The 24,824-nt window shown below is 52.6% G+C and carries 20 protein-coding genes and 1 riboswitch; of the genes, 11 read left to right on the top strand and 9 right to left on the bottom strand.

The window, feature by feature from the left end; all coding sequences use genetic code 11:
• Positions 1-385 precede the first annotated feature (385 nt).
• Both purH and purD read left to right on the top strand, forming a co-directional pair.
• Positions 386-1,975 carry a bifunctional phosphoribosylaminoimidazolecarboxamide formyltransferase/IMP cyclohydrolase gene (gene purH, locus AC07RN_RS18850; protein ID WP_478337039.1) on the top strand — a complete coding sequence of 530 codons (1,590 nt, stop codon included), beginning with the start codon at positions 386-388 and terminating at the stop codon, positions 1,973-1,975.
• Positions 1,976-1,989: 14 nt separating this feature from the next.
• On the top strand, positions 1,990-3,282 hold the full coding sequence (purD, locus tag AC07RN_RS18855) for a phosphoribosylamine--glycine ligase (RefSeq protein WP_478337040.1): 1,293 nt from the start codon (positions 1,990-1,992) through the stop codon (positions 3,280-3,282).
• Positions 3,283-3,319: 37 nt separating this feature from the next.
• Here the strand turns inward: purD and AC07RN_RS18860 are convergent, their stop codons facing one another.
• The 6 genes from AC07RN_RS18860 to nudC form a co-directional block, all read right to left on the bottom strand.
• Positions 3,320-4,012, bottom strand: coding sequence for a DUF1481 domain-containing protein (locus tag AC07RN_RS18860; protein ID WP_041689582.1), 693 nt, complete (start codon positions 4,010-4,012; stop codon positions 3,320-3,322).
• Between the two features lie 11 nt (positions 4,013-4,023).
• Positions 4,024-4,296 (bottom strand): nucleoid-associated protein HU-alpha, encoded by a 273-nt coding sequence (gene hupA / locus AC07RN_RS18865; protein WP_002445246.1) that lies wholly within the window; start codon positions 4,294-4,296, stop codon positions 4,024-4,026.
• 186 nt (positions 4,297-4,482) lie between these two features.
• Entirely contained in the window at positions 4,483-5,073 is a 591-nt protein-coding gene (locus tag AC07RN_RS18870) for a YjaG family protein (RefSeq protein ID WP_011915476.1), read from the bottom strand.
• Between the two features lie 41 nt (positions 5,074-5,114).
• On the bottom strand, positions 5,115-5,786 hold the full coding sequence (gene nfi, locus AC07RN_RS18875) for a deoxyribonuclease V (RefSeq protein WP_011915475.1): 672 nt from the start codon (positions 5,784-5,786) through the stop codon (positions 5,115-5,117).
• Between the two features lie 9 nt (positions 5,787-5,795).
• The gene (gene hemE / locus AC07RN_RS18880; RefSeq protein WP_478337041.1) at positions 5,796-6,860 is read right to left on the bottom strand and encodes a uroporphyrinogen decarboxylase; all 1,065 of its coding nucleotides are present in this window, start codon (positions 6,858-6,860) and stop codon (positions 5,796-5,798) included.
• A 44-nt stretch (positions 6,861-6,904) separates the two neighbouring features.
• Entirely contained in the window at positions 6,905-7,681 is a 777-nt protein-coding gene (nudC, locus tag AC07RN_RS18885; protein WP_449553362.1) for an NAD(+) diphosphatase, read from the bottom strand.
• Between the two features lie 96 nt (positions 7,682-7,777).
• On the opposite strand from nudC, the gene rsd reads away from it, so the two are divergent.
• The 7 genes from rsd (at position 7,778) to thiH (ending at position 14,005) form a co-directional block, all read left to right on the top strand.
• Positions 7,778-8,275 (top strand): sigma D regulator, encoded by a 498-nt coding sequence (gene rsd, locus AC07RN_RS18890; protein WP_478337042.1) that lies wholly within the window; start codon positions 7,778-7,780, stop codon positions 8,273-8,275.
• Positions 8,276-8,454: 179 nt separating this feature from the next.
• Positions 8,455-8,563: riboswitch (TPP riboswitch) on the top strand.
• A gap of 80 nt (positions 8,564-8,643) precedes the next feature.
• Complete coding sequence (gene thiC / locus AC07RN_RS18895) at positions 8,644-10,536, top strand: phosphomethylpyrimidine synthase ThiC (RefSeq protein WP_478337043.1); 1,893 nt, start codon at positions 8,644-8,646, stop codon at positions 10,534-10,536.
• Entirely contained in the window at positions 10,536-11,171 is a 636-nt protein-coding gene (thiE, locus tag AC07RN_RS18900) for a thiamine phosphate synthase (protein ID WP_478337044.1), read from the top strand. Before thiC ends, thiE begins: the two co-directional genes overlap by 1 nt.
• Positions 11,164-11,919, top strand: a complete 756-nt coding sequence (locus tag AC07RN_RS18905) for a HesA/MoeB/ThiF family protein (RefSeq protein WP_478337045.1) — start codon at positions 11,164-11,166, stop codon at positions 11,917-11,919. The genes thiE and AC07RN_RS18905 overlap by 8 nt, the downstream gene beginning before the upstream one ends.
• Positions 11,903-12,103: a sulfur carrier protein ThiS gene (thiS, locus tag AC07RN_RS18910; RefSeq protein WP_011915468.1), complete on the top strand. Its 201-nt coding sequence runs from the start codon at positions 11,903-11,905 to the stop codon at positions 12,101-12,103. The genes AC07RN_RS18905 and thiS overlap by 17 nt, the downstream gene beginning before the upstream one ends.
• A gap of 1 nt (position 12,104) precedes the next feature.
• Complete coding sequence (thiG, locus tag AC07RN_RS18915; protein ID WP_011915467.1) at positions 12,105-12,875, top strand: thiazole synthase; 771 nt, start codon at positions 12,105-12,107, stop codon at positions 12,873-12,875.
• Entirely contained in the window at positions 12,872-14,005 is a 1,134-nt protein-coding gene (thiH, locus tag AC07RN_RS18920; RefSeq protein WP_478337046.1) for a 2-iminoacetate synthase ThiH, read from the top strand. Before thiG ends, thiH begins: the two co-directional genes overlap by 4 nt.
• A 268-nt stretch (positions 14,006-14,273) precedes the next feature.
• Here the strand turns inward: thiH and cspE are convergent, their stop codons facing one another.
• Positions 14,274-14,486 (bottom strand): transcription antiterminator/RNA stability regulator CspE, encoded by a 213-nt coding sequence (gene cspE / locus AC07RN_RS18925; protein ID WP_011915465.1) that lies wholly within the window; start codon positions 14,484-14,486, stop codon positions 14,274-14,276.
• 1,181 nt (positions 14,487-15,667) lie between these two features.
• Between cspE and AC07RN_RS18930 the strand changes: the two genes are divergently transcribed.
• Both AC07RN_RS18930 and AC07RN_RS18935 read left to right on the top strand, forming a co-directional pair.
• Positions 15,668-15,976 (top strand): PTS sugar transporter subunit IIB, encoded by a 309-nt coding sequence (locus AC07RN_RS18930; RefSeq protein WP_011915464.1) that lies wholly within the window; start codon positions 15,668-15,670, stop codon positions 15,974-15,976.
• Positions 15,977-16,294, top strand: a complete 318-nt coding sequence (locus AC07RN_RS18935) for a PTS lactose/cellobiose transporter subunit IIA (RefSeq protein WP_011915463.1) — start codon at positions 15,977-15,979, stop codon at positions 16,292-16,294.
• 68 nt (positions 16,295-16,362) lie between these two features.
• On the opposite strand, the gene rpoC is transcribed toward AC07RN_RS18935, so the two are convergent.
• A complete protein-coding gene (gene rpoC / locus AC07RN_RS18940; protein WP_011915462.1) occupies positions 16,363-20,586 on the bottom strand; it encodes a DNA-directed RNA polymerase subunit beta' in 4,224 nt (1,407 codons plus the stop codon).
• Positions 20,587-20,662: 76 nt separating this feature from the next.
• Positions 20,663-24,691 (bottom strand): DNA-directed RNA polymerase subunit beta, encoded by a 4,029-nt coding sequence (gene rpoB / locus AC07RN_RS18945; RefSeq protein WP_011915461.1) that lies wholly within the window; start codon positions 24,689-24,691, stop codon positions 20,663-20,665.
• Between the last annotated feature and the right edge of the window lie 133 nt (positions 24,692-24,824).

The following is a 24,824-nucleotide window of genomic DNA, read 5'->3' on the forward strand; positions in this document are numbered from 1 at the left end:
GTCCCGTATAATACGTTTTCCTCTTTCAGAGTCAATCCTTTATTTCAGCATTTTTCTCTTCAACCGAACCGGCTGTTTGTGTGAAGTGATTCACATCCGCCGTGTCGATGGAGGCGCATTATAGGGAGTTCTCGAGCGTCCGCAATACTTAAATGACAGAAAAATGACTGACTGCTGCATTCCACAGCAAAACCCCGCCTTATACCTGTTTTCACACAGACTTATCCACAATGCTGCGAAAATTTGAAAATTCGCGAGCGTTGCGCAAACGTTTTCGTTAAAATGCACGCGCTAAACAAGGATGCCCCGTTAGGGGTGTTAGATGAGTTTTTTGCGAAAAATTCATCTAACACTCTCTGTCATCGTGAAATCCAGGGGATTTACCATGCAACAACGTCGTCCAGTCCGCCGCGCTCTGCTCAGTGTTTCTGACAAAGCCGGTATCGTCGAATTCGCTCAGGCACTTTCTACTCGTGGTGTAGAGCTGCTATCTACCGGCGGCACCGCTCGCCTGTTAGCAGATAAAGGTCTGCCGGTAACCGAAGTGTCCGATTACACCGGTTTCCCGGAAATGATGGATGGACGCGTAAAGACCCTGCATCCGAAAGTACACGGCGGCATTCTCGGTCGTCGCGGCCAGGACGACGGCATCATGGAACAACACGACATCGCCCCGATCGATATGGTGGTCGTTAACCTTTATCCGTTCGCCCAAACCGTCGCACGCGAAAACTGCTCACTGGAAGACGCCGTTGAGAACATTGATATCGGTGGCCCGACCATGGTGCGCTCCGCAGCGAAGAACCATAAAGATGTTGCCATCGTAGTAAAGAGCAGTGACTACGACGTCATTATTAAAGAAATGGATGCCAACGAAGGTTCTCTTCTGCTGGCGACCCGTTTCGACCTCGCCATCAAAGCGTTTGAACACACCGCCGCTTACGACAGCATGATCGCCAACTACTTTGGTAGCCTGGTTCCGGCCTATCACGGCGAAAGCAACGAACCTTCAGGTCGTTTCCCGCGTACCCTCAATCTGAACTTCATTAAGAAGCAGGATATGCGTTACGGCGAAAACAGCCACCAGAACGCAGCCTTCTATATAGAAGAAGAAATTAAAGAGGCGTCCGTCGCGACCGCTCAACAGGTTCAAGGCAAAGCGCTCTCTTATAACAACATCGCTGATACCGACGCGGCGCTGGAGTGTGTGAAAGAGTTCAGCGAGCCGGCATGCGTCATCGTGAAACATGCCAATCCGTGTGGCGTTGCCGTCAGCACGTCTATTCTTGAAGCCTACGACCGGGCTTACAAAACCGATCCGACGTCCGCGTTCGGCGGCATTATCGCGTTTAACCGTGAACTTGATGCCGAGACGGCACAGGCAATCATCTCCCGTCAGTTTGTCGAAGTGATCATCGCGCCTTCCGCAACAGAAGAAGCCCTGAAAATCACCGCAGCCAAACAAAACGTTCGCGTGCTGGTTTGTGGTCAGTGGGCTAAGCGCGTTCCAGGTCTGGATTTCAAACGTGTTAATGGCGGCCTGCTGGTTCAGGATCGTGATTTGGGCATGGTGACCGCGGGCGACCTGCGTGTCGTGACTCAACGTCAGCCAACCGAACAAGAACTGCGTGACGCGCTGTTCTGCTGGAAGGTCGCCAAATTTGTTAAATCCAACGCGATTGTGTATTCGAAAGAGAATATGACGATCGGCATAGGCGCAGGCCAGATGAGCCGCGTCTACTCTGCCAAAATCGCCGGTATTAAAGCCAGCGATGAAGGCCTGGAAGTAAAAGGCTCCGCAATGGCATCTGACGCCTTCTTCCCGTTCCGCGACGGTATTGATGCAGCAGCAGCCGTTGGCGTGACCTGTGTTATCCAGCCGGGCGGATCCATTCGTGATGATGAAGTCATCGCCGCCGCTGACGAACACGGCATCGCCATGATCTTCACCGACATGCGTCACTTCCGCCATTAATCCCGGAGTCAAAAATGAAAGTATTAGTCATTGGTAACGGCGGGCGCGAGCACGCTCTGGCATGGAAAGCTGCGCAGTCGCCGCGGGTGAGCACCGTTTTTGTCGCGCCGGGTAACGCTGGTACGGCACTGGAACCCACTCTGCAGAATGTGGCTATCGGTGTGACCGATATTCCGGCGCTGCTGGATTTTGCTCAGAGCGAGAAAATCGATCTCACCATCGTCGGTCCAGAAGCACCGCTGGTCATTGGCGTGGTTGATGCATTCCGCGCCGCTGGCCTGACAATCTTTGGTCCTACAGAAGGCGCTGCACAGCTGGAAGGCTCTAAAGCATTCACTAAAGATTTCCTCGCGCGTCATAAAATCCCGACGGGCGAATATCAGAACTTCACTGAAGTTGAATCTGCGCTGGCTTATTTGCGTGAAAAAGGTGCACCGATCGTCATTAAAGCCGACGGTCTGGCGGCCGGGAAAGGTGTTATCGTCGCGATGACGCTCGAAGAAGCCGAAGCCGCGGTTCAGGATATGCTGGCGGGCAACGCTTTTGGCGATGCGGGTCATCGTATCGTGATTGAGGAGTTCCTCGACGGTGAAGAGGCCAGCTTTATTGTCATGGTTGACGGCGAGCACGTTCTGCCGATGGCCACCAGCCAGGATCACAAACGCGTTGGCGATGCGGATACCGGGCCGAATACCGGCGGAATGGGCGCTTACTCTCCGGCACCAGTTGTGACTGATGAAGTCCACCAGCGCACCATGGACCGCATCATCTGGCCAACCGTCAAAGGCATGGCAGCAGAAGGCAATACCTACACCGGTTTCCTGTACGCCGGTCTGATGATCGACAAGCAGGGCAATCCAAAAGTTATCGAATTCAACTGCCGCTTCGGTGACCCAGAAACTCAGCCAATTATGCTGCGTATGAAGTCCGATCTGGTTGAACTGTGTCTGGCAGCATGCGAAGGCAAGCTGGATGAGAAAACATCCGAGTGGGACGATCGCGCTTCTCTGGGCGTGGTGATCGCTGCGGGCGGTTATCCGGGTGATTACCGCAACGGTGACGAGATCCACGGCCTGCCGCTCGAAGAAGTCGATGGCGGTAAAGTGTTCCACGCCGGGACGAAACTCGCAGACGACGATCGTGTATTGACCAATGGCGGGCGCGTACTGTGCGCAACGGCGCTGGGAAATACGGTTGCTGAAGCGCAGAAACGTGCGTATGCACTGATGGCTGATATTCACTGGGACGGCAGCTTTAGCCGCAGCGATATTGGTTACCGTGCTATTGCACGCGAGCAAGGCGAGTAATTCATGTTGGCCCTCTCCGTCTGGAGGGGGTTTTCAATCAGAAGTGTTTTTCTGTCGGCTGCCAGGTACAAAAATCTTCATTTGCCACCAGCAACAGCTGCGAACCTTCAGATGCTTCAAGCCAGGCCACACTCACTTCCATTGACGAATGACGTTGGCGTCTTTCGATACGCTCCCTTGCCCACGCGTCCAAATCAGGTTTGATCGTTTGACTTTCACAGGTGGTCACCGTGCCATCGGCATGCCAGCGCCCCTGGCGCAGCACAACGCGTCCCTGACGCAGCGCATCGCTGGTCTGGCGGATTTGTTCGGCGCGATAGCGGTATAAAGCGATTTGATCGCTTGAGAGCTGCTGCTTTTGGCCGTCAACTTCGCGCTGCATAAAGCTCAGCTCGCCGCGACCATCAAACCGGACACGAATGTGTTCAGGCGTTTTACTGTAGATATTGAGTTCAATCAGCGACAGCGCATCATCCTGCCAGCGGTATTCCGCTGTAGAGGTATTGCCCTTGTGCCACGGACTGAATGCAGAAAGGAGATGGACTTCACCATTGACGTCTTTACGCCAGATTCGCACCGCACCCTGATCGGCCGCGTATCCACTCGCGGTGAAGGGCGGCAAAGCGGAATCATGGCTGCAGGCCGAAAGCAACAGCACGCCTGCCAGCGCCAACGTTGAGCGCCAGACAGACAAAAGGGGCGAAACCGCCCCCTTGTTAAAACTGTTCACTGCCACGCGGCTTACTTAACTGCGTCTTTCAGTGCTTTACCAGAAACAAATGCTGGTACGTTAGCAGCAGCAATTTTGATTTCTTTACCGGTCTGCGGGTTGCGGCCAGTACGCTCAGCGCGGTGGTTCACTTTGAAGGTACCGAAACCAACCAGTTGTACAGCATCGCCTTCTTTCAGAGACTCAGTAATAGCAGCCAGGGTGGATTCCAGTGCAGCTTTAGCCTGCACTTTAGACAGATCAGCCTTGTCCGCAATTACATCAATCAGTTGAGTCTTGTTCATAAGTTATCCTTTCAATGTGTTTATCGCTTGCTAAGCATCGAGTGCGACGAAAATGCCAAAAAAGCACTCTCCTGCATACACGCACCGATAGCCACTTTTTTTCGCCCCCCAAATGTAGACCAGACGGGGGGCAGAAGGGAAGAGTAGAGGTGCGACAAAACAGGCGTTAAATCACGTTTTATTGTCTCACTGGTTAAAAATTATACCAATATTACTCTCACCCGCCTCGCGTAAGTCCGCGCGCAGGCCTTTTATCAGTTCAATATCGCGTTCTTCGCAGTCGGCCAAAAGTCGGAATATTTCCCACTGAATGTCCCATTCTTGCTCAACTGCCGGGTTCACTCTCAGCTCTTCGTCGGTCATTTCACGACCTTCTTGCGTCATTTCCAGCATCGCAACGGTCGTAATCGACGCCTTACTCACTTCGATGGCATGCTCCAGAGTTTCACCGCTTAAACGCGAATGCACCAGTTCACTCAATGCCACGCAGGCGTCGATCGCCGGATAGACACCATACATATCGTAGTCATCCGCCGACGGGATTGCCTCTTCCAGCTTTTCGAGCTGAGAGTCAAAGTTCACCTTCGCGTCTTTAACCGTCAGTGTTTCCCAAATCAGATCAAGAATACGGCGATAAATCTGGCCTTCACCAAATTCGGTTTCCTTACAGAACGTCGCATAATTGGGATACATGCGCTCGCACAGGCAAGCCATAAAGGTCACGTGCTGCCAGCTTTCCAGCTTCTCAAGGCGCAGATGAATCGGGTTTTGTAACATGATGATGTCTCGAATCGGAAATTAGCGGCAGTTTACCTGAATCAAGGTTGAATTTCCTGCCAACGAATAAAAGCCGGGCGCGCCGATGCGACCGCATCAGCCCAGCGCGTCGGCTCTGGTAAACGGTAACCTTTCATACAACGCTGCACCCACGCCAGGGCACTGTCTGTGCTCACGCGATGCCCAGTCGCTACGAACAGCGGATTGCATCGCGCTTTGCTGCGCCAGACCCACGCCAGCTGCTCGCCTTTATCCATCAACGGTGCCAGCGCGCCCGGCTCAGCGGAAAGGGGTTCAAATTTCCCACACAGGCGCTTTTTCGCCACGCCAATTGTTGGGACATCCACCAGCAAACCAAAATGGCTGGCGACGCCCAGACGACGCGGGTGGGAGATCCCATGACCATCCACAAACAGCAGATCGGGTTTTTGCGAGAGTTGCTCCCACGCTGCCAGCAGCGCGGGATATTCACGAAAGGAGAGAAAGCCTGGAATGTACGGCATGGTGGTGGCGATTCGCGCCACCTTATATTCAACCAGTTCCAGCGATGGATACTTCAAGAGCACCATCGCTGCCCGCGTCACCTCACCCCCCTGTTCAAATCCAACGTCGGCACCGGCGATCAGCTGCGGCGGATCCTTATCCAGACGATCCTCAAGGATCACTGACGAGGCAAGTTCGATTTGCTGAGCGCGTAACGACGCGAGATCCATAACAACTCCTTACAGATGATACTGGGCAGAATGTCGGTGCACCGCCTCCACAAACGCGCCAGCGTGCTCTGGCGGTACATCCTGATGAATACCGTGGCCCAGGTTGAAGACATGGCCTTCGCCCTGGCCGAAACCTGCAAGTATAGACGCTACCTCTTCTTCGATACGTGCAGGCTGCGCGTAAAGCATAGACGGGTCCATGTTACCCTGCAGCGCGACGGTATCGCCCACGCGACGACGTGCATCGGCAATATCGGTGGTCCAGTCAAGGCCCAGCGCATCACAACCGGTGGCCGCCATCGCTCCGAGCCACTGTCCGCCGCCTTTGGTGAACAGCGTCACCGGCACACGACGACCTTCGTTTTCACGCAGCAGGCCATCGATAATTTTGTGCATGTAATAGAGAGAGAACTGCTGATAATCACGCCCTGTGAGCACGCCGCCCCAGGTATCGAAGATCATCACCGACTGCGCGCCCGCTTTAATCTGCGCATTGAGATACAGCGTGACGCTTTTCGCCAGCTTATCCAGCAACGCGTGCAGGGCCATCGGCTCGGCATACATCATCTTTTTGATGACGGTAAAGGCTTTGCTGCTGCCGCCTTCGACCATATAGGTCGCCAGCGTCCACGGGCTACCGGAAAAACCAATCAGCGGCACTTCGCCCTTCAGCTCGCGGCGAATGGTGCGCACCGCGTTCATCACGTAACCCAGTTCACCTTCCGGATCCGGAATCGGCAGCTTATCAATATCGGCTTTGCTCTTGATCGGCGAGGTAAAGCGCGGGCCTTCGCCCGTTTCGAAATACAAACCAAGACCCATCGCATCCGGGATGGTCAGGATGTCTGAAAAAAGGATCGCCGCATCAAGCGGGAAACGGCGCAGCGGCTGAAGCGTCACTTCACAGGCCAGCTCTGCGTTTTTGCACAGCGACATAAAATCGCCCGCCTGCGCTCGCGTCGCTTTATATTCCGGAAGATAGCGGCCTGCCTGGCGCATCATCCACACCGGGGTGACATCAACGGGTTGGCGCAGCAGCGCACGCAGATAACGATCGTTCTTCAGTTCGGTCATTTTGCAGGTTCCTTAAGCATCTTGCCGCTAGTGTATCACGTCATTCAGACTTCATAGTCGGCCCGACACATTGCCACAGTATCTTCAATCAGGCGACGCGCCACGGTGCCCGGTGGCGGTAACAGTGGTAAATCGTCGTAGCGATACCAGTTTGCTTCCAGCAGCTCTTTCGGGTCGATGACGATGTCGCCGCTGTCATAGTCAGCCATAAAGGCCGTCATCAGTGACATTGGGAAAGGCCATGGCTGAGAGGTAACGTAACGCAGATTTTTGACTTTAATCCCGCTCTCTTCCATCACTTCACGCGCGACGGTTTGCTCCAGCGTTTCGCCGACCTCAACAAATCCAGCCAATACCGTGTGAATACCGTTACGATGGCGGACGTGCTGCGCCAGTAAAATCGAATCATCGCGACGAATCGCAACGATGATGCAGGGTGCAATTTGCGGGTAATAGCGCTCACGGCAGTGGCCGCACAGCAGCGCCCACTCGGTTTTGCTCGGATGCATGGCGTGACCGCAGTAGCCGCAGAACTTATGCGAGCGATAGAACTCAGCTAACTGCACACCGCGCCCGGCCAGCTGAAACAGGCCTGCATCAAGATCCATCACCTGACGCACCGATCCCATATCCTGACGGCGATTCTGTTGGATCAACCACACTGCATCGCCCTGCCATTCACCGATCTTTAATGCGGGTTGCCCCACAAGATCGAATTGCTCGGCATCGCCATGAGGTAACTCCCCTGCGGGCAACCATAATTTTTGTTCATGGCTGACGATCCACCAGCCACGATCTAATTTTTCAATTATACGATCCATATCTATTGCACTACCTTCGCTTCACAGGCATGTTGATAACAATATTCTTACAAATTTAGGCGGGCAGCTTTTAACCTTAACCTTGCGGAGTCAAACATGCTAAACCAGCTAGAAAGCCTGACAGAGCGCGTTGGAGGAAGTAATAAACTGGTCGATCGCTGGCTGCACGTGCGCAAACAATTGCTTGTTGCTTACTATAATCTGGTTGGCATTAAGCCTGGCAAAGAATCCTATATGCGCCTGAACGAAAAAGCGCTGGATAATTTCTGTCAGAGTCTGGTGGATTACCTTTCCGACGGCCATTTCAATATTTATGAACGTATTATCCGTGAAATGGAAGGGACGAATCCTTATTTAACGGCGACAAAACTCTACCCGCAGCTGGAAGCAAACACCCAGCAGATTATGGATTATTACGACTCCACGCTCGAAAATGCGATCGACCAGGATAACTATCTGGAATTGCAGCAGGCGCTGTCCGATCTCGGCGAAGCCCTGGAAGGACGCTTTACGCTGGAAGACAAACTGATTGCCCTCGCGCTGGACAACAATTTGAAGGCCAGCAACGAAGATAACGTCGCGCGGCCAGCTTGAGTTATTCATCGTTAACGCGTAGTTTACAAATATTCGCCCCTCTCACGAGGGGGTATTACACGAAATCATTCATGCTGCATCGCGGCGGCAACTGAGTGAATCCCAGGAAGCTTGCACCAGTAAGTGACCGGGGTGAATGAAGGCAGCCAATAACGAGGCAGCTTGAAGGATGGAGTGTAAATTTCTTGTCGGAGTGCCCAGTGCGTAAGCCGGGCTGAGACCGTTAATTCGGGATCCGCGGAACCTGATCAGGCTAATACCTGCGAAGGGAACAAGAGTCAATCTGCTGTTGTATCGCCTCTGGGCGATCACCTCTTGCTTCATCCGTCGTCTGACAAGCCACTTCCTTTACTATTTTGGAATGAGCTATGTCTGCAAAATTGACCCGCCGCGAACAGCGCGCACAAGCACAACACTTCATCGATACGCTCGAAGGCACCGCTTTCCCGAACTCAAAACGTATTTATACTTCTGGTTCACAGGCTGATATCCGCGTACCCATGCGTGAGATCCAGCTCAGCCCTACGCTTCTCGGCGGCAGCAAAGAAAATCCGCAGTTTGAGGATAACGAAGCGGTGCCGGTTTATGACACCTCCGGTCCCTATGGTGATACCGACGTTACCATCAACGTTCAGCAAGGGCTGGCAAAACTGCGGCAGCCGTGGATTGACGCGCGTAATGACAGCGAAGCGCTCACCGTTCGCAGCTCCGCCTACACCAAAGAACGCCTCGCAGATGATGGTCTTGATGAACTGCGCTTTACCGGTCTGCTGACGCCAAAGCGGGCGAAATCAGGCAAATGCGTGACGCAGCTGCATTATGCGCGCCAGGGCATTGTGACCCCGGAAATGGAATTTATCGCCATTCGCGAAAATATGGGCCGTGAACGGATTCGCAGCGAAGTGCTTCGCCACCAGCATCCGGGCGAAGGTTTTGGCGCGCGTCTACCGGAGAACATCACGCCGGAGTTTGTACGTGATGAAGTGGCCGCTGGTCGCGCCATCATCCCCGCCAATATTAATCATCCAGAATCGGAGCCAATGATTATTGGCCGTAATTTCCTGGTAAAGGTCAACGCCAATATCGGCAACTCTGCCGTAACATCATCCATCGAAGAAGAGGTCGAAAAGCTGGTGTGGTCTACACGCTGGGGGGCGGACACGGTCATGGACCTTTCGACCGGGCGTTACATCCACGAAACCCGCGAGTGGATTTTGCGAAACAGCCCCGTTCCTATCGGAACCGTGCCGATCTATCAGGCGCTGGAGAAGGTCAACGGGATCGCAGAAGATCTGACCTGGGAAGCGTTCCGCGACACGTTACTTGAGCAGGCGGAACAAGGCGTCGATTACTTCACCATTCACGCAGGCGTACTGCTGCGCTACGTGCCGATGACCGCCAAACGCCTGACCGGAATTGTCTCGCGTGGCGGATCCATTATGGCGAAGTGGTGCCTGTCCCATCATCAGGAAAATTTCCTCTACGAACACTTCCGTGAAATTTGTGAAATCTGTGCGGCCTACGATGTGTCTCTTTCGCTGGGCGACGGGTTGCGTCCTGGCTCCATTCGCGATGCCAACGATGAAGCGCAATTTGCCGAACTGCACACATTGGGTGAGCTAACTAAAATCGCCTGGGAATATGACGTGCAGGTGATGATCGAAGGTCCCGGTCACGTTCCGATGCAGATGATTCGCCGCAACATGACCGAAGAGCTGGAGCACTGCCACGAAGCGCCGTTCTACACGCTGGGACCGCTAACGACCGATATCGCGCCGGGCTACGACCACTTCACATCAGGGATTGGTGCCGCGATGATCGGCTGGTTTGGCTGCGCGATGCTCTGTTACGTCACGCCAAAAGAACACCTGGGCTTACCCAACAAAGAAGATGTCAAACAGGGATTAATTACTTATAAAATTGCCGCTCACGCCGCCGACCTGGCGAAAGGCCATCCGGGCGCGCAAATCCGCGATAACGCCATGTCTAAAGCGCGTTTCGAATTTCGCTGGGAAGATCAGTTTAACCTGGCGCTCGACCCCCTCACCGCCCGTGCGTATCACGACGAAACCCTGCCTCAAGAATCTGGCAAAGTGGCGCACTTCTGCTCGATGTGCGGGCCAAAATTCTGCTCGATGAAAATCAGCCAGGAAGTGCGCGATTACGCCGCGAAACAGGCTATCGAAGTGGGTATGGCCGATATGTCACAAAACTTCCGCGCGAAAGGTGGCGAAATCTACCTTAAAAAGGAGAAGGCATAATGTATCAGCCCAATTTTCCGCCCGTCCCTTTTCGCTTAGGTCTTTACCCCGTAGTAGACAGCGTGGTGTGGATTGAGCGACTGCTTCAGGCCGGTGTGAAAACGCTCCAGCTACGCATCAAAGACAAATGCGATGAAGACGTTGAGCCCGACGTGGCAAATGCCATTGCGCTGGGACGCCGTTATGGCGCTCGCGTATTTATCAACGATTACTGGCAACTGGCGATCAAGCATCAGGCTTATGGCGTGCATCTGGGTCAGGAGGATCTGGAAACCACCGATCTGAGCGCCATTCGCAACGCCGGTTTACGTCTGGGCGTGTCTACGCATGACGATATGGAGATCGACGTGGCGCTAGCGGCGCGCCCATCCTATATCGCGCTCGGCCATGTTTTTCCAACACAAACCAAGCAGATGCCTTCTGCTCCGCAGGGTCTTGAGCAACTGACGCGCCACATTGAACGCCTGGCTGATTATCCAACCGTCGCCATCGGCGGCATCAGCCTTGAACGTGTCCCTGCGGTACTGAAAACCGGCGTCGGGAGTGTAGCGGTGGTCAGCGCGATTACGCAGGCCGCCGACTGGCAGGTAGCCACAGCACAGTTATTGCAACTGGCAGGAGCGGGCGATGAATGACAGCGACTTTATGCGCTACAGCCGTCAGATCATGCTGGAAGATATCGCCATCGACGGACAGCAAAAATTGCTCGCCAGCCGGGTGTTGCTTATCGGCCTTGGCGGGTTAGGCGCACCGGCGGCGCAATATCTGACGGGGGCGGGTATTGGAACACTGGTCTTAGCCGACGATGACGATATCCATTTGAGCAATTTACAACGGCAAACCCTGTTCACGATGGACGATCTCGGCCAGCCAAAAGCACAGGTGACAAAGCAGCGGCTCGCCCAACTGAATCCTGATATTCAGCTTATCGCCTTACAGGCAAAACTCGAAGGCGAAGCCCTTCGCCACGAAGTTGTACGTGCCGACGTGGTGCTGGATTGCACCGACAATATGACCGCACGTCAGGCGATAAACGCCGCTTGCGTTGCCCTCAACACGCCGCTGATTACCGCCAGCGCAGTCGGTTTTGGCGGGCAGCTCATGGTGCTGACGCCCCCGTGGACGCAAGGCTGTTATCGCTGCCTGTGGTCAGATGACGACGAGCCGCAGCGTAACTGCCGCACGGCAGGTATTCTCGGCCCGGTGGTCGGCGTGATGGGGACCTTGCAGGCGCTTGAGGCCATCAAGCTGCTGAGCGGTATGGAAACCCCACGCAATACGCTGCGGCTTTTTGATGCCCGCGTCGGGAGCTGGCGTCAACTGGCGTTGCAACGCGCCAGCGGATGTCGTGTCTGCGGGGGGCATCATGCGAATTCTGTTTAACGACGAACCGATGCAGTGTGTGGACGGGTTAACCGTCGCCACACTGCTTGACCAGTTGCAGCAGCTAAAACCTGGCGTGGCGCTGGCACTCAATCAACAGATCCTGCCGCGTGAGCAGTGGGGACTTCAGCAGGTGCGCGACGGCGATCAGATCCTGCTTTTTCAGGTCATTGCGGGAGGCTGACATGTTATGTATTGCTGATAAAACCTTTGATTCTCATCTCTTTACCGGTACAGGAAAATTCGCCTCTCCACAGTTGATGGTGAGCGCCATCCGCGAGAGCGGCAGCCAACTGGTGACGCTGGCAATGAAGCGCGTGGATCTGCGCAATCATAACGATGCCATCCTTGCGCCACTGCTGGAGGCCGGAGTGACGTTGCTACCCAATACGTCTGGTGCAAAGACCGCTGAAGAGGCGATTTTTGCCGCACACCTGGCGCGCGAGGCGCTGGGCACGAGCTGGCTGAAGCTGGAAATCCACCCGGATGCGCGCTGGTTGATGCCCGATCCTATCGAGACGCTGAAAGCCGCTGAGTTGCTGGTCAAACAGGGATTCACCGTTTTGCCTTACTGCGGTGCGGACCCCGTTCTGTGTAAGCGCCTCGAAGAAGTGGGCTGCGCGGCGGTCATGCCGCTCGGCGCGCCTATCGGTTCAAACCAGGGGCTGGAAACCCGAGCGATGCTGGAAATCATTATCGAACAAGCCACCATTCCTGTGGTGGTCGATGCCGGTATCGGCGTGCCAAGCCACGCGGCACAGGCGCTGGAGATGGGAGCAGACGCGGTATTGGTTAATACAGCGATTGCGGTGGCGGACGATCCAGTGATGATGGCGCGCGCCTTCCGTCTGGCTGTGGAAGCGGGCGCATTGGCGCGGCAATCAGGCCCAGGGTCTCGCCGCGCTCAGGCGCAGGCCAGCAGCCCACTAACCGGATTTCTGGAGGCGTACTCATGAGCACCTTTGTGGAACGTTGGCGGCAACTCAACTGGGATGATATTCGCCTGCGGATCAACAGCAAAAACCCTGCAGATGTTGAGCGTGCGCTGCATGCGCGTCATCCCACCCGCGAAGACATGATGGCTCTGCTCTCCCCCGCCGCCGGTGCATATCTGGAACCGATGGCGCAACGTGCCCAGCAGCTGACTCGGCAACGCTTTGGCAATACGGTCAGTTTTTACGTGCCGCTCTATCTTTCCAATCTTTGCGCCAACGACTGTACCTATTGCGGTTTTTCGATGAGCAACCGTATCAAGCGTAAAACTCTTGATGACGTCGAGATCGCACGTGAGTGCGCGGCGATCCGCGAAATGGGTTTTGAGCATCTTTTATTGGTGACAGGGGAACATCAGGCAAAAGTTGGGATGGACTATTTTCGGCGTCATTTCCCGGCTATTCGCCGCCAGTTTGCTTCATTGCAGATGGAAGTCCAGCCGCTGTCTGAGGATGAATATGCAGAGCTTAAAACGTTAGGCCTCGACGGCGTGATGGTCTATCAGGAGACGTATCACGAAAAAATATACGCTCAGCATCACCTGAAGGGTAAAAAGCAGGATTTCTTTTTCCGACTGGAGACGCCTGACCGGCTCGGGCGCGCAGGAATCGATAAAATCGGTCTCGGCGCATTGACGGGGTTGTCAGACAGCTGGCGGGTGGACAGCTATATGGTGGCGGAGCATTTGCTATGGCTTCAGCAACATTACTGGCAGAGCCGCTATTCGATCTCATTTCCTCGCCTACGCCCTTGCACTGGCGGTATTGAGCCGGCATCGATCATGGATGAACGACAGCTGGTACAGGCCATTTGCGCATTTCGTTTGCTGGCACCGGATGTCGAATTATCGTTATCCACGCGGGAATCGCCCGAATTTCGGGATCGGGTCATTCCGTTGGCGATTAATAACGTCAGCGCGTTTTCGAAAACACAACCGGGGGGCTACGCCGATGAGCATCCTGAGCTGGAGCAATTTTCCCCTCATGATGGCCGTCGTCCTGAAGATGTTGCACAGGCGCTTATGGCACAAGGGTTACAGCCAGTGTGGAAAGACTGGGATAGCTGGCTGGGGCGCGCCTCGCAGCTTCGTTGAAACGCTGTGCAACGGCGGAGAAATTTTACAAAGCGACTCGTAAGGCCGCGAGCAAGTGATTGTCCGACGACGTGAGATTTTCTACTCTTATACCGTCAGCAACGGATGCTGACCAGGGCGAAAAGTTCTTCCTCGTTTCGCCCTGCCTCCGCGTAACGGACGCCAGAAACGAAAAAACCCGCCATGGCGGGTTTTTTATTCACTGTCACTTATCTGCTCAGGCTCTGGCCTTCATCGCTATTGTAAGCGTTAGCGAGATTATCGGCGATTACAGCGCGATAACGTTAACCGCTGACGGGCCTTTAGCGCCGTTCTCGATTGAGAACTCCACTTTCTGGCCTTCGTCTAAGGTTTTGAAATCGCTGCTCTGGATTGCTGAAAAATGTACGAATACATCTTTGCTGCCGTCCTGAGGAGTGATGAAGCCAAAACCTTTTTCAGGGTTAAACCATTTTACTAAACCAGTCATTTTGTTAGACATAGATATTTCCTTTCTTATTGAGGGCCACTCACGCGGCGAACTTGGCCTGTTTTTCAGAATTTAACTTATGCGGCACTTAGGAGGAGGCTCATGAAGAAGGGGTATCTAGGATAACGCTTGAACTGAGGACTGCTTTACTAAAACTGCTTTCATAAGGTCTGTGTTCCAAACCGATGACGCATAGTAGGCTTGGTTTGATTTATTAAGCAAGGATTAATTTTCAGCTGATCTAGAAGCGTACAACACAAAGCCGCTGGCAAGCGAAACGGAAGACATGTTTTTCAAAGGCGGGATCTTATTGAATGTACAGATAAAAGCCCTGACCGTTGCAGCCAGGGCTTTTATGGTACTACGAACTTCAGATTTAACATTAATTGACTTAAGTGTATTTACTGCTAATGGTACTACTTACAAATGTACACGTTTATTACAGATAATATTGGATACTGATACTAACGAAAATGCTCCTCTATTTACCGTGATACATATTCCGCCAGCCTGATAATAGAACTCAAGGGCGGCTTCTTAAACAAGTACACTCCCCATCGCGACATATACTCTTTGATGCGTGGCCTTACTGCTGTTGCGATACTTTATCAAAAAAAACACCGCAAATAGTACTATAAAACATGGCCTTACATCGTCGCGCTTTCTTCACTGCTTTGCGATTTCATCTATCAACTACGTGGCCTTTAAAGCACTAGCGAAGCAAGAATATTGGTTCATCTCACATCAGCTATCCCAAAAAACAATATTTCGTGGCCTTCATCGCAATCCCCAGTAATACTCAACTCATACTTTCTGGATTAACAGCAAACTACCATTTCTCTGCTGTTGAGTACTAAATTACGCATTTCCAAAACCAAGTCAATACTGTTTTTAATAACATGTTTTTTTTGACAGTAGTCAGAAAGCAATTTATTCAACCAAGCTTCATCAAGGTCTTTGATTATAGTCAAAATAGGATAAATGCATACCATCCAGCCCCTGATTACGCGTGACTAACTCACCTTATGCTAAGCCAGTAACAGAAGATAAATTTCCTGCCGGGCTAAAATTGAAACCGGTTTCATAGAATTCAGATTTCTTTGTGATGCCTGACACACAATCGGGGTAAAGCGGTTGTTGAAGCCGTCTGCACGGGATAATTATCATTAAACACATATAGATCGAGGCTGACTATGAAGAATATCGTTTTGTGTTGTGCTGCCGGGATGTCTACCAGCATGCTGGTTCAGCGTATGAAAGACGCCGCGCAAAAAAAAGGTGTTGAAGTCACTATCAAAGCCGTTCCGGTAGCTGAGTTTAAAGACTATATCGCCACAGCCGACATCGTATTACTGGGGCCACAGGTAAAATACGAACTGGCAAAGCTTCAGGCTCAGGCTGAACCGCTGGGTAAACAGGTCGCGGTGATCGATATGATGGATTACGGCATGATGAAAGGCGATGTCGTCCTTGAAAAAGCGCTTAAACTGCTGGAGCAATGAATGGAAGATTTAGAAACAACCATCATGGAGTTGCTGGTAAACGCTGGCGCTGCACGCAGTGCTGCGCTGACGGCATTGCAACTGGCACGCAAAGGCGAGTTTGACGAAGCCGAAAAAGCGATGGAAGAGTCGCGCGAATATGTCAAACATGCGCACGTTATCCAGACACAACTTATTGGGCTGGATGAGGGAACAGGGAAACTTCCGGTAAATTTGATTACCGTCCACTCTCAGGACCACCTGATGAATGCGATGGTGATTCAGGATTTGGCGGGTGACATGATCGAGCTCTATCGCCGGTTGCCGCTGCTCAAATAATCTATTTATCCCTTTTTCAGACATAAAAAAACCCGCCGAAGCGGGTTTTTTATTAGCTCAAAGCACGATTAATCGTTGTCTGAGCCGCCCAGACCTGCGTTCAGCAGTTCTGCCAGGCTTGCAGAAGCATCTTCCGCAGTGACCTGAGGTGCAGCTGGCAGTTCGCCCGCAGCACGACGACGCATACGATCCTGGTGGTACGCATAACCCGTACCCGCTGGGATCAGACGACCCACGATAACGTTCTCTTTCAGACCGCGCAGTTCATCACGTTTGCCCGCAACAGCAGCTTCGGTCAGGACACGAGTGGTCTCCTGGAACGATGCAGCAGAGATGAAGGACTCGGTTGCCAGAGACGCTTTGGTGATACCCAGCAAGTCACGGGAGAACAACGCCGCCACTTTGCCGTTCGCTTCCAGATCGCGGTTCGCAATCTTGACGCGAGAGTATTCCACCTGCTCGCCTTCCAGGAAGTCAGAGCTTCCCGTGCTATCGATGGTTGCTTTACGCAGCATCTGACGAACGATAACTTCAATGTGCTTATCGTTAATCTTAACGCCTTGCAGACGGTAAACGTCCTGTACTTCGTTGGTGATATAACGCGTTACCGCGTGTACGCCACGAAGACGCAGAATGTCGTGTGGAGCTTCTGGACCATCGGAAACCACATCACCACGTTCTACACGTTCACCTTCAAACACGTTGAGCTGACGCCATTTCGGAATCATCTCTTCGTAAGGCTCGCTACCGTCTAACGGAGTGATCACCAGACGACGTTTGCCTTTGGTTTCTTTACCGAAGGAAATGATGCCGGTAATTTCCGCCAGGATTGCAGGCTCTTTCGGACGACGTGCTTCAAACAGGTCAGCAACGCGTGGCAGACCACCGGTAATATCCTTGGTACCGCTGGATTCCTGAGGAATACGCGCCAGAGCGTCACCCGCACTGATCTGGATACCATCTTCGAGCTGAACAATCGCTTTACCTGGCAGGAAGTACTGAGCAGGCATATCGGTGCCTGGGATCAGAACATCATTACCGTTGGCATCAATGATTTTCAACGCTGGACGCAAATCTTTACCGCCCGCGGTACGTTCTGCAGAATCCAGAACAACCAACGAAGACAGACCGGTCAGTTCGTCGGTCTGACGAGTAATCGTCTGGCCGTCGATCATATCGGTGAAGCGAATGAAACCACTCACTTCGGTGATAACTGGCATGGTGTGTGGATCCCAGTTTGCAACGGTTTCGCCGCCTGCAACCTGCTCGCCATCGCCTTTGCCCATTACCGCACCATAAGGCACTTTGTAGCTTTCTTTGGTACGACCGAATTCGTCGATCAGTTTCAGCTCGGTGTTACGAGAAGTCACTACCAGTTTACCGGCAGAGTTCACAACAGACTTCGCGTTGCTGAGCTTGATGCTACCTTTGTTTTTCACCTGGATGCTGGATTCAGCAGCGGAACGAGATGCCGCACCACCGATGTGGAACGTACGCATCGTCAGCTGTGTACCCGGCTCACCGATGGACTGTGCCGCGATAACCCCGATTGCTTCACCTTTGTTGATGATGTGACCACGAGCCAGGTCGCGACCATAGCAGTGTGCACAGACGCCAAAGTCAGTTTCGCAACCTACTACGGAACGTACTTTCACGCTATCAACAGAGTTGAGTTCTAACAGGTCACACCATTGCTCATCGAGCAGCGTGTTACGTGTTACCAGGATATCAGCCGTACCCGGCTTGATGATATCTTCAGCCGTTACACGACCCAGAACGCGGTCGCGCAGTGGTTCTTTGACGTCGCCACCTTCGATAACCGGAGTCATCAGGATGCCTTCGTGAGTTCCACAGTCATCTTCGGTCACAACCAGATCCTGCGCGACGTCAACCAGACGACGAGTCAGATAACCGGAGTTAGCCGTTTTCAGTGCGGTATCCGCCAAACCTTTACGCGCACCGTGCGTGGAGATGAAGTACTGGAGTACGTTCAGACCTTCACGGAAGTTCGCGGTGATTGGCGTTTCGATGATTGAGCCATCTGGCTTAGCCATCAGACCACGCATACCTGCCAGCTGACGAATCTGTGCTGCTGAACCACGCGCACCGGAGTCGGCCATCATGTAGATGCTGTTGAAGGAAACCTGCTGCTCTTCTACGCCGTCACGGTTAGTTACGGTTTCAGTTTGCAGGTTATCCATCATCGCTTTGGAAACACGATCGTTCGCCGCTGCCCAGATATCGATAACTTTGTTGTAACGCTCACCTGCGGTTACCAGACCAGACTGGAACTGCTCCTGAATCTCAGCAACTTCCGCTTCCGCTTCAGAGATGATCTCAGTTTTCTTGGCTGGGATGACCATGTCATCGATACCAACGGAGACACCTGAACGCGCTGCATAAGCAAAGCCGGTATACATCGTTTGGTCAGCAAAGATTACCGTAGGCTTCAGACCCAGAATACGGTAACAGGTGTTCAGCATTTTGGAGATTGCCTTCTTGCCCAGCGCCTGGTTGACGATAGAGTAAGGCAGACCTTTCGGTACGATCATCCACAAAATCGCACGACCTACGGTAGTGTCGATAATGCTGGTTTTACCAACGAACTCGTCGTTAGCATCTTTTTCATATTCAGTGATACGCACTTTGACACGCGCATGCAGTGAGGCAAGACCTGCGCGATAGATACGCTCAGCTTCTTTAGGGCCAGACAGCACCATGCCTTCGCCTTTGGCGTTAACACAGTCACGGGTCATGTAGTACAGACCCAATACAACGTCCTGAGACGGAACGATGATTGGCTCGCCGTTCGCAGGTGACAGGATGTTGTTGGTAGACATCATCAGCGCACGCGCTTCCAACTGAGCTTCAAGCGTCAGTGGAACGTGTACTGCCATCTGGTCACCATCGAAGTCGGCGTTATAAGCCGCACAAACCAGCGGGTGCAGCTGGATAGCTTTACCTTCGATCAGTACTGGCTCAAATGCCTGGATACCCAAACGGTGCAGAGTTGGTGCACGGTTCAGCAGTACCGGGTGTTCGCGGATAACTTCGTCCAGGATATCCCAAACGACAGCTTCTTCACGCTCAACCATCTTCTTCGCAGCTTTAATGGTGGTAGCAAGACCACGCAGTTCCAGCTTGCCGTAGATGAACGGTTTGAACAGCTCCAGTGCCATTTTCTTCGGCAGACCGCACTGATGCAGACGCAGGTATGGACCTACAGTGATAACAGAACGACCAGAGTAGTCAACACGCTTACCGAGCAAGTTCTGACGGAAACGACCCTGCTTACCTTTGATCATATCGGCCAAAGATTTCAGAGGACGCTTGTTAGAACCTGTAATCGCACGACCACGACGACCGTTATCCAGCAGGGCATCAACCGCTTCCTGCAGCATACGTTTTTCGTTACGTACAATGATGTCAGGCGCAGCTAGGTCGAGCAGGCGTTTCAGACGGTTGTTACGGTTAATGACGCGACGATACAGATCGTTCAGGTCAGACGTCGCAAAACGACCACCATCCAGCGGAACCAATGGACGCAGATCTGGCGGCAGAACCGGCAGAACGGTCAGGATCATCCACTCTGGCTTGTTGCCAGACAGGACAAACGCTTCCAGCAGTTTGATACGCTTGGTCAGCTTTTTACGCTTGGTTTCGGAATTAGTTTCGTTCAGCTCCTGACGAAGCTGCTCGCACTCTTGCTCCAGATCCATGTTTTTCAACAGGGCCTGGATCGCTTCCGCACCCATCTTCGCGTCGAATTCGTCACCGAACTCTTCCAGCGCGTCCAGATACTGTTCTTCGGTCAGAATCTGATTACGTTCCAGATTCGTCATACCGCCTTCGATAACCACATAAGATTCGAAGTACAGAACACGTTCGATATCGCGCAGCGGCATATCCAGCAGCAGGCCGATACGGGACGGCAGAGATTTCAGGAACCAGATGTGAGCAGTCGGAGACGCCAGTTCAATGTGCCCCATGCGTTCACGACGCACTTTAGTCTGGGTCACTTCAACGCCGCACTTCTCACAGATCACACCACGGTGTTTCAGGCGCTTGTACTTACCGCACAGGCACTCGTAGTCTTTTACTGGCCCGAAAATACGCGCACAGAAAAGGCCGTCACGCTCAGGTTTGAACGTACGGTAGTTGATGGTTTCCGGCTTCTTAACTTCACCGAAAGACCATGAACGGATCATGTCTGGCGAGGCCAGAGCAATTTTGATCGCATCAAACTCTTCGGTTTTAGTCTGCGCTTTCAGAAACTTTAATAAATCTTTCACGGATTTGCTCCCGTCGGAGTTAGCACAATCTGGTGCCGGGTATTACGCCGGCACCAGTGACCTGTTTGAGCGAGAGTTACTCGTCTTCCAGCTCGATGTTGATACCCAGGGAACGGATCTCTTTCAACAGTACGTTGAAGGATTCCGGCATGCCCGGTTCCATCTGATGATTGCCGTCCACGATGTTTTTATACATCTTGGTACGACCATTCACGTCATCAGACTTAACGGTAAGCATTTCCTGCAGGGTGTATGCCGCGCCATATGCTTCAAGCGCCCACACTTCCATCTCACCGAAGCGCTGACCACCGAACTGAGCCTTACCACCCAGCGGCTGCTGAGTAACGAGGCTATAAGAACCGGTAGAACGCGCATGCATCTTGTCATCAACCAAGTGGTTCAGTTTCAGCATATACATATAGCCAACGGTAACCTGGCGCTCGAATTGCTCACCAGTACGACCATCGAACAGAGTGATCTGACCGGAAGTCGGCAGGCCACCCAGCTGTAACAGCTCTTTGATTTCAGACTCTTTCGCACCGTCAAAGACTGGCGTTGCGATTGGCATACCTTTTTTCAGGTTCTCAGCCAGACGCAGAACTTCATCATCACTGAAGGTGTTCAGGTCAACTTTCTGACGAACATCTGTGCCCAGATCGTACGCACGCTGGATGAACTCGCGCAGTTTCGCGACTTCTTCCTGCTGCTTCAGCATGGCGTTGATTTTCTCGCCGATACCTTTAGCAGCCATACCCAGGTGGGTTTCGAGGATCTGACCAATGTTCATACGAGACGGTACGCCCAGCGGGTTCAGTACGATATCTACCGGCGTACCGTTAGCATCGTGCGGCATATCTTCGATCGGGTTGATCTTAGAAATTACACCCTTGTTACCGTGACGACCTGCCATTTTATCACCAGGCTGAATCTGACGTTTAACGGCCAGATAGACCTTAACAATCTTCAGCACGCCTGGTGCCAGATCGTCGCCCTGAGTGATTTTGCGGCGTTTCGCTTCGAGTTTTTTCTCGAACTCGTGTTTCAGTTCGTCATACTGCTCAGCCAGTTGTTCCAGCTGATTTTGTTTCTCTTCGTCGGTCAGGCCCAGTTCCAGCCAGCGATCGCGTGGCAGTTTGTCAAGCTTCTCAGCTTCAACACCACCAGAGACCAGCACCGCGTAGATACGACTAAACAGGCCAGCTTCGAGGATCTGCAATTCTTCAGACAGGTCTTTCTTAGCCTGCTTCAGCTGCATCTCTTCGATTTCCAGCGCACGTTTGTCTTTTTCTACGCCATCGCGAGTAAAGACCTGAACGTCGATGATCGTACCGGAAACACCGTTTGGTACACGCAGAGAAGAGTCTTTAACGTCAGACGCTTTCTCACCGAAGATCGCACGCAGCAATTTCTCTTCTGGCGTCAGCTGGGTTTCACCTTTCGGTGTTACCTTACCAACCAGAATGTCGCCGCCGGTCACTTCTGCACCGATGTAAACGATACCGGATTCATCCAGTTTAGAGAGCGCAGCTTCACCCACGTTCGGGATATCAGCAGTGATCTCTTCAGGCCCCAGCTTGGTGTCACGGGACACACATGCCAGTTCCTGAATGTGAATCGTGGTGAAACGATCTTCCTGAACCACACGCTCGGAGACGAGGATGGAGTCTTCGAAGTTGTAACCATTCCACGGCATGAACGCTACGCGCATGTTCTGACCGAGTGCCAGTTCACCGAGATCGGTAGACGGACCATCAGCCAGCACGTCGCCGCGCTCAACTGGCTCACCCAGAGACACACATGGCATCTGGTTGATACAGGTGTTCTGGTTAGAACGGGTGTATTTGGTCAGGTTGTAGATGTCGATACCCGCTTCGCCTGGGTACATCTCGTCTTCGTTAACTTTGATAACGATACGGGAAGCATCTACGTACTGAACGGTACCGCCACGTTTCGCAACTGCAGTTACACCGGAGTCAACAGCAACAGCACGTTCCATACCGGTACCAACCAGCGGCTTATCAGCGCGCAGAGTCGGAACCGCCTGACGTTGCATGTTCGCACCCATCAATGCACGGTTGGCGTCATCGTGTTCCAGGAACGGGATCAGAGACGCACCAACAGAAACGATCTGCTGGGTCGAAACGTCCATATAATCCACTTGATCATTGCTGAACAAGCTGGATTCGCCTTTGCTACGGCAGGTAACGAGATCGTCAACGAAACGACCTTCTTCGTCCAGGTTGGTGTTCGCCTGAGCGATGACGTAGTTACCTTCTTCGATAGCAGACAGGTAATGGATTTCGTCGGTAACAACACCGTCAGTCACTTTACGATACGGCGTTTCGAGGAAGCCGTATTCGTTTGTCTGTGCGTACACGGACAAGGAGTTGATCAGACCGATGTTTGGACCTTCAGGCGTTTCGATTGGACATACGCGACCGTAGTGAGTCGGGTGTACGTCTCGAACTTCAAAGCCTGCACGTTCACGGGTCAAACCGCCTGGGCCGAGTGCAGAGATACGACGTTTGTGCGTAATCTCAGACAGCGGGTTGTTCTGGTCCATAAACTGTGACAGCTGGCTGGAACCGAAGAACTCTTTCACTGCTGCAGAAATTGGCTTGGCGTTGATCATATCCTGAGGCATCAGGGTATCCAGATCGCCCAGAGACAGACGCTCTTTCACCGCACGCTCTACACGTACCAGGCCAACGCGGAATTGGTTTTCCGCCATTTCGCCAACGGAACGGATACGACGGTTGCCGAGGTGGTCGATGTCATCCACTTCGCCTTTGCCGTTACGGATATCAATGAGCTTCTTCATCACTTCGATGATGTCTTCTTTGCTCAGGATACCGGAACCTTCAATCGCATCGCGCAGCAGAGAACGGTTGAACTTCATACGACCAACCGCAGACAGATCGTAGCGGTCTTCAGAGAAGAACAGGTTCTCAAACAGGTTTTCAGCTGCTTCGCGAGTTGGCGGCTCACCAGGACGCATCATGCGGTAGATTTCGACCAGTGCGCTCAAACGATCGCTGGTTGGGTCGACACGTATAGTCTCAGACATATACGCACCATGATCCAGGTCGTTGGTGAACAGCGTTTCGATGCGCTTGTGGCCAGACTGGCTCAGCTTAGCCAACAGATCCAGGCTCAGCTCCATGTTGGCTGGGCAGATCAGTTCGCCAGTTGAAGCGTCAACGTAATCTTTTGCGGCAACTTTCCCGGCAATGTATTCAACCGGAACTTCGATCAGTTTGATGTCATCTTTTTCGAGCTGACGAATGTGGCGCGCAGTAATACGGCGACCTTTTTCCACATACACTTTGCCGTCGAATTCGATATCAAACGAGGCGGTTTCACCACGCAGACGCTCCGGCAACAGCTCCATTTGCAGCTTGTTGTCGCGAATTTCGAAGATAACTTTCTCAAAGAACAGATCAAGAATCTGCTCAGTGGTGTATTGCAGCGCACGCAAAATGATGGTTGCTGGCAGTTTACGACGACGGTCGATACGGACAAACAGGTTGTCTTTCGGATCGAATTCGAAGTCCAGCCATGAACCACGGTAAGGGATGATACGTGCGTTATACAGTACTTTACCGGATGAGTGTGTTTTACCTTTATCGCTGTCAAAGAAGACGCCCGGGCTACGATGCAGCTGGGAAACGATAACACGCTCAGTACCGTTGATAACGAAAGTACCGTTGTCAGTCATGAGTGGAATTTCACCCATGTAGACTTCTTGTTCTTTGATGTCTTTAACGGTGCCTTCCGGCGCTTCACGCTCATAGACAACCAGGCGCAGTTTCACGCGCAGCGGTGCAGAATAGGTCACACCACGGATCTGACATTCCTGAACGTCAAATACCGGTTCGCCAAGACGGTAGCTGACATATTGCAGCTCAGAATTACCGCTATAGCTTTTGATTGGGAATACGGAACGGAAAGCTGCTTCCAGACCATACTGCCCTTCAGGATCTTGCTCGATAAACTTCTGGAACGAGTCAAGCTGGATAGAAAGGAGATAAGGTATATCCAAAACTTGTGGACGTTTACCAAAATCCTTACGAATACGTTTTTTCTCGGTATAGGAGTAAACCATTAGGGTTCCTCAGCTCGCTGACAAGTCGACCCATCTGCCCGACGGAGGGACAGTTTGTGCAACACCATTTTGTTGATCGGAAAATTGAATACTTTCCGCAATACCTGTTGCTATCACGCTTAAACCATTTCGT

The organism is Lelliottia sp. GFLA7 (genome assembly GCF_056490165.1).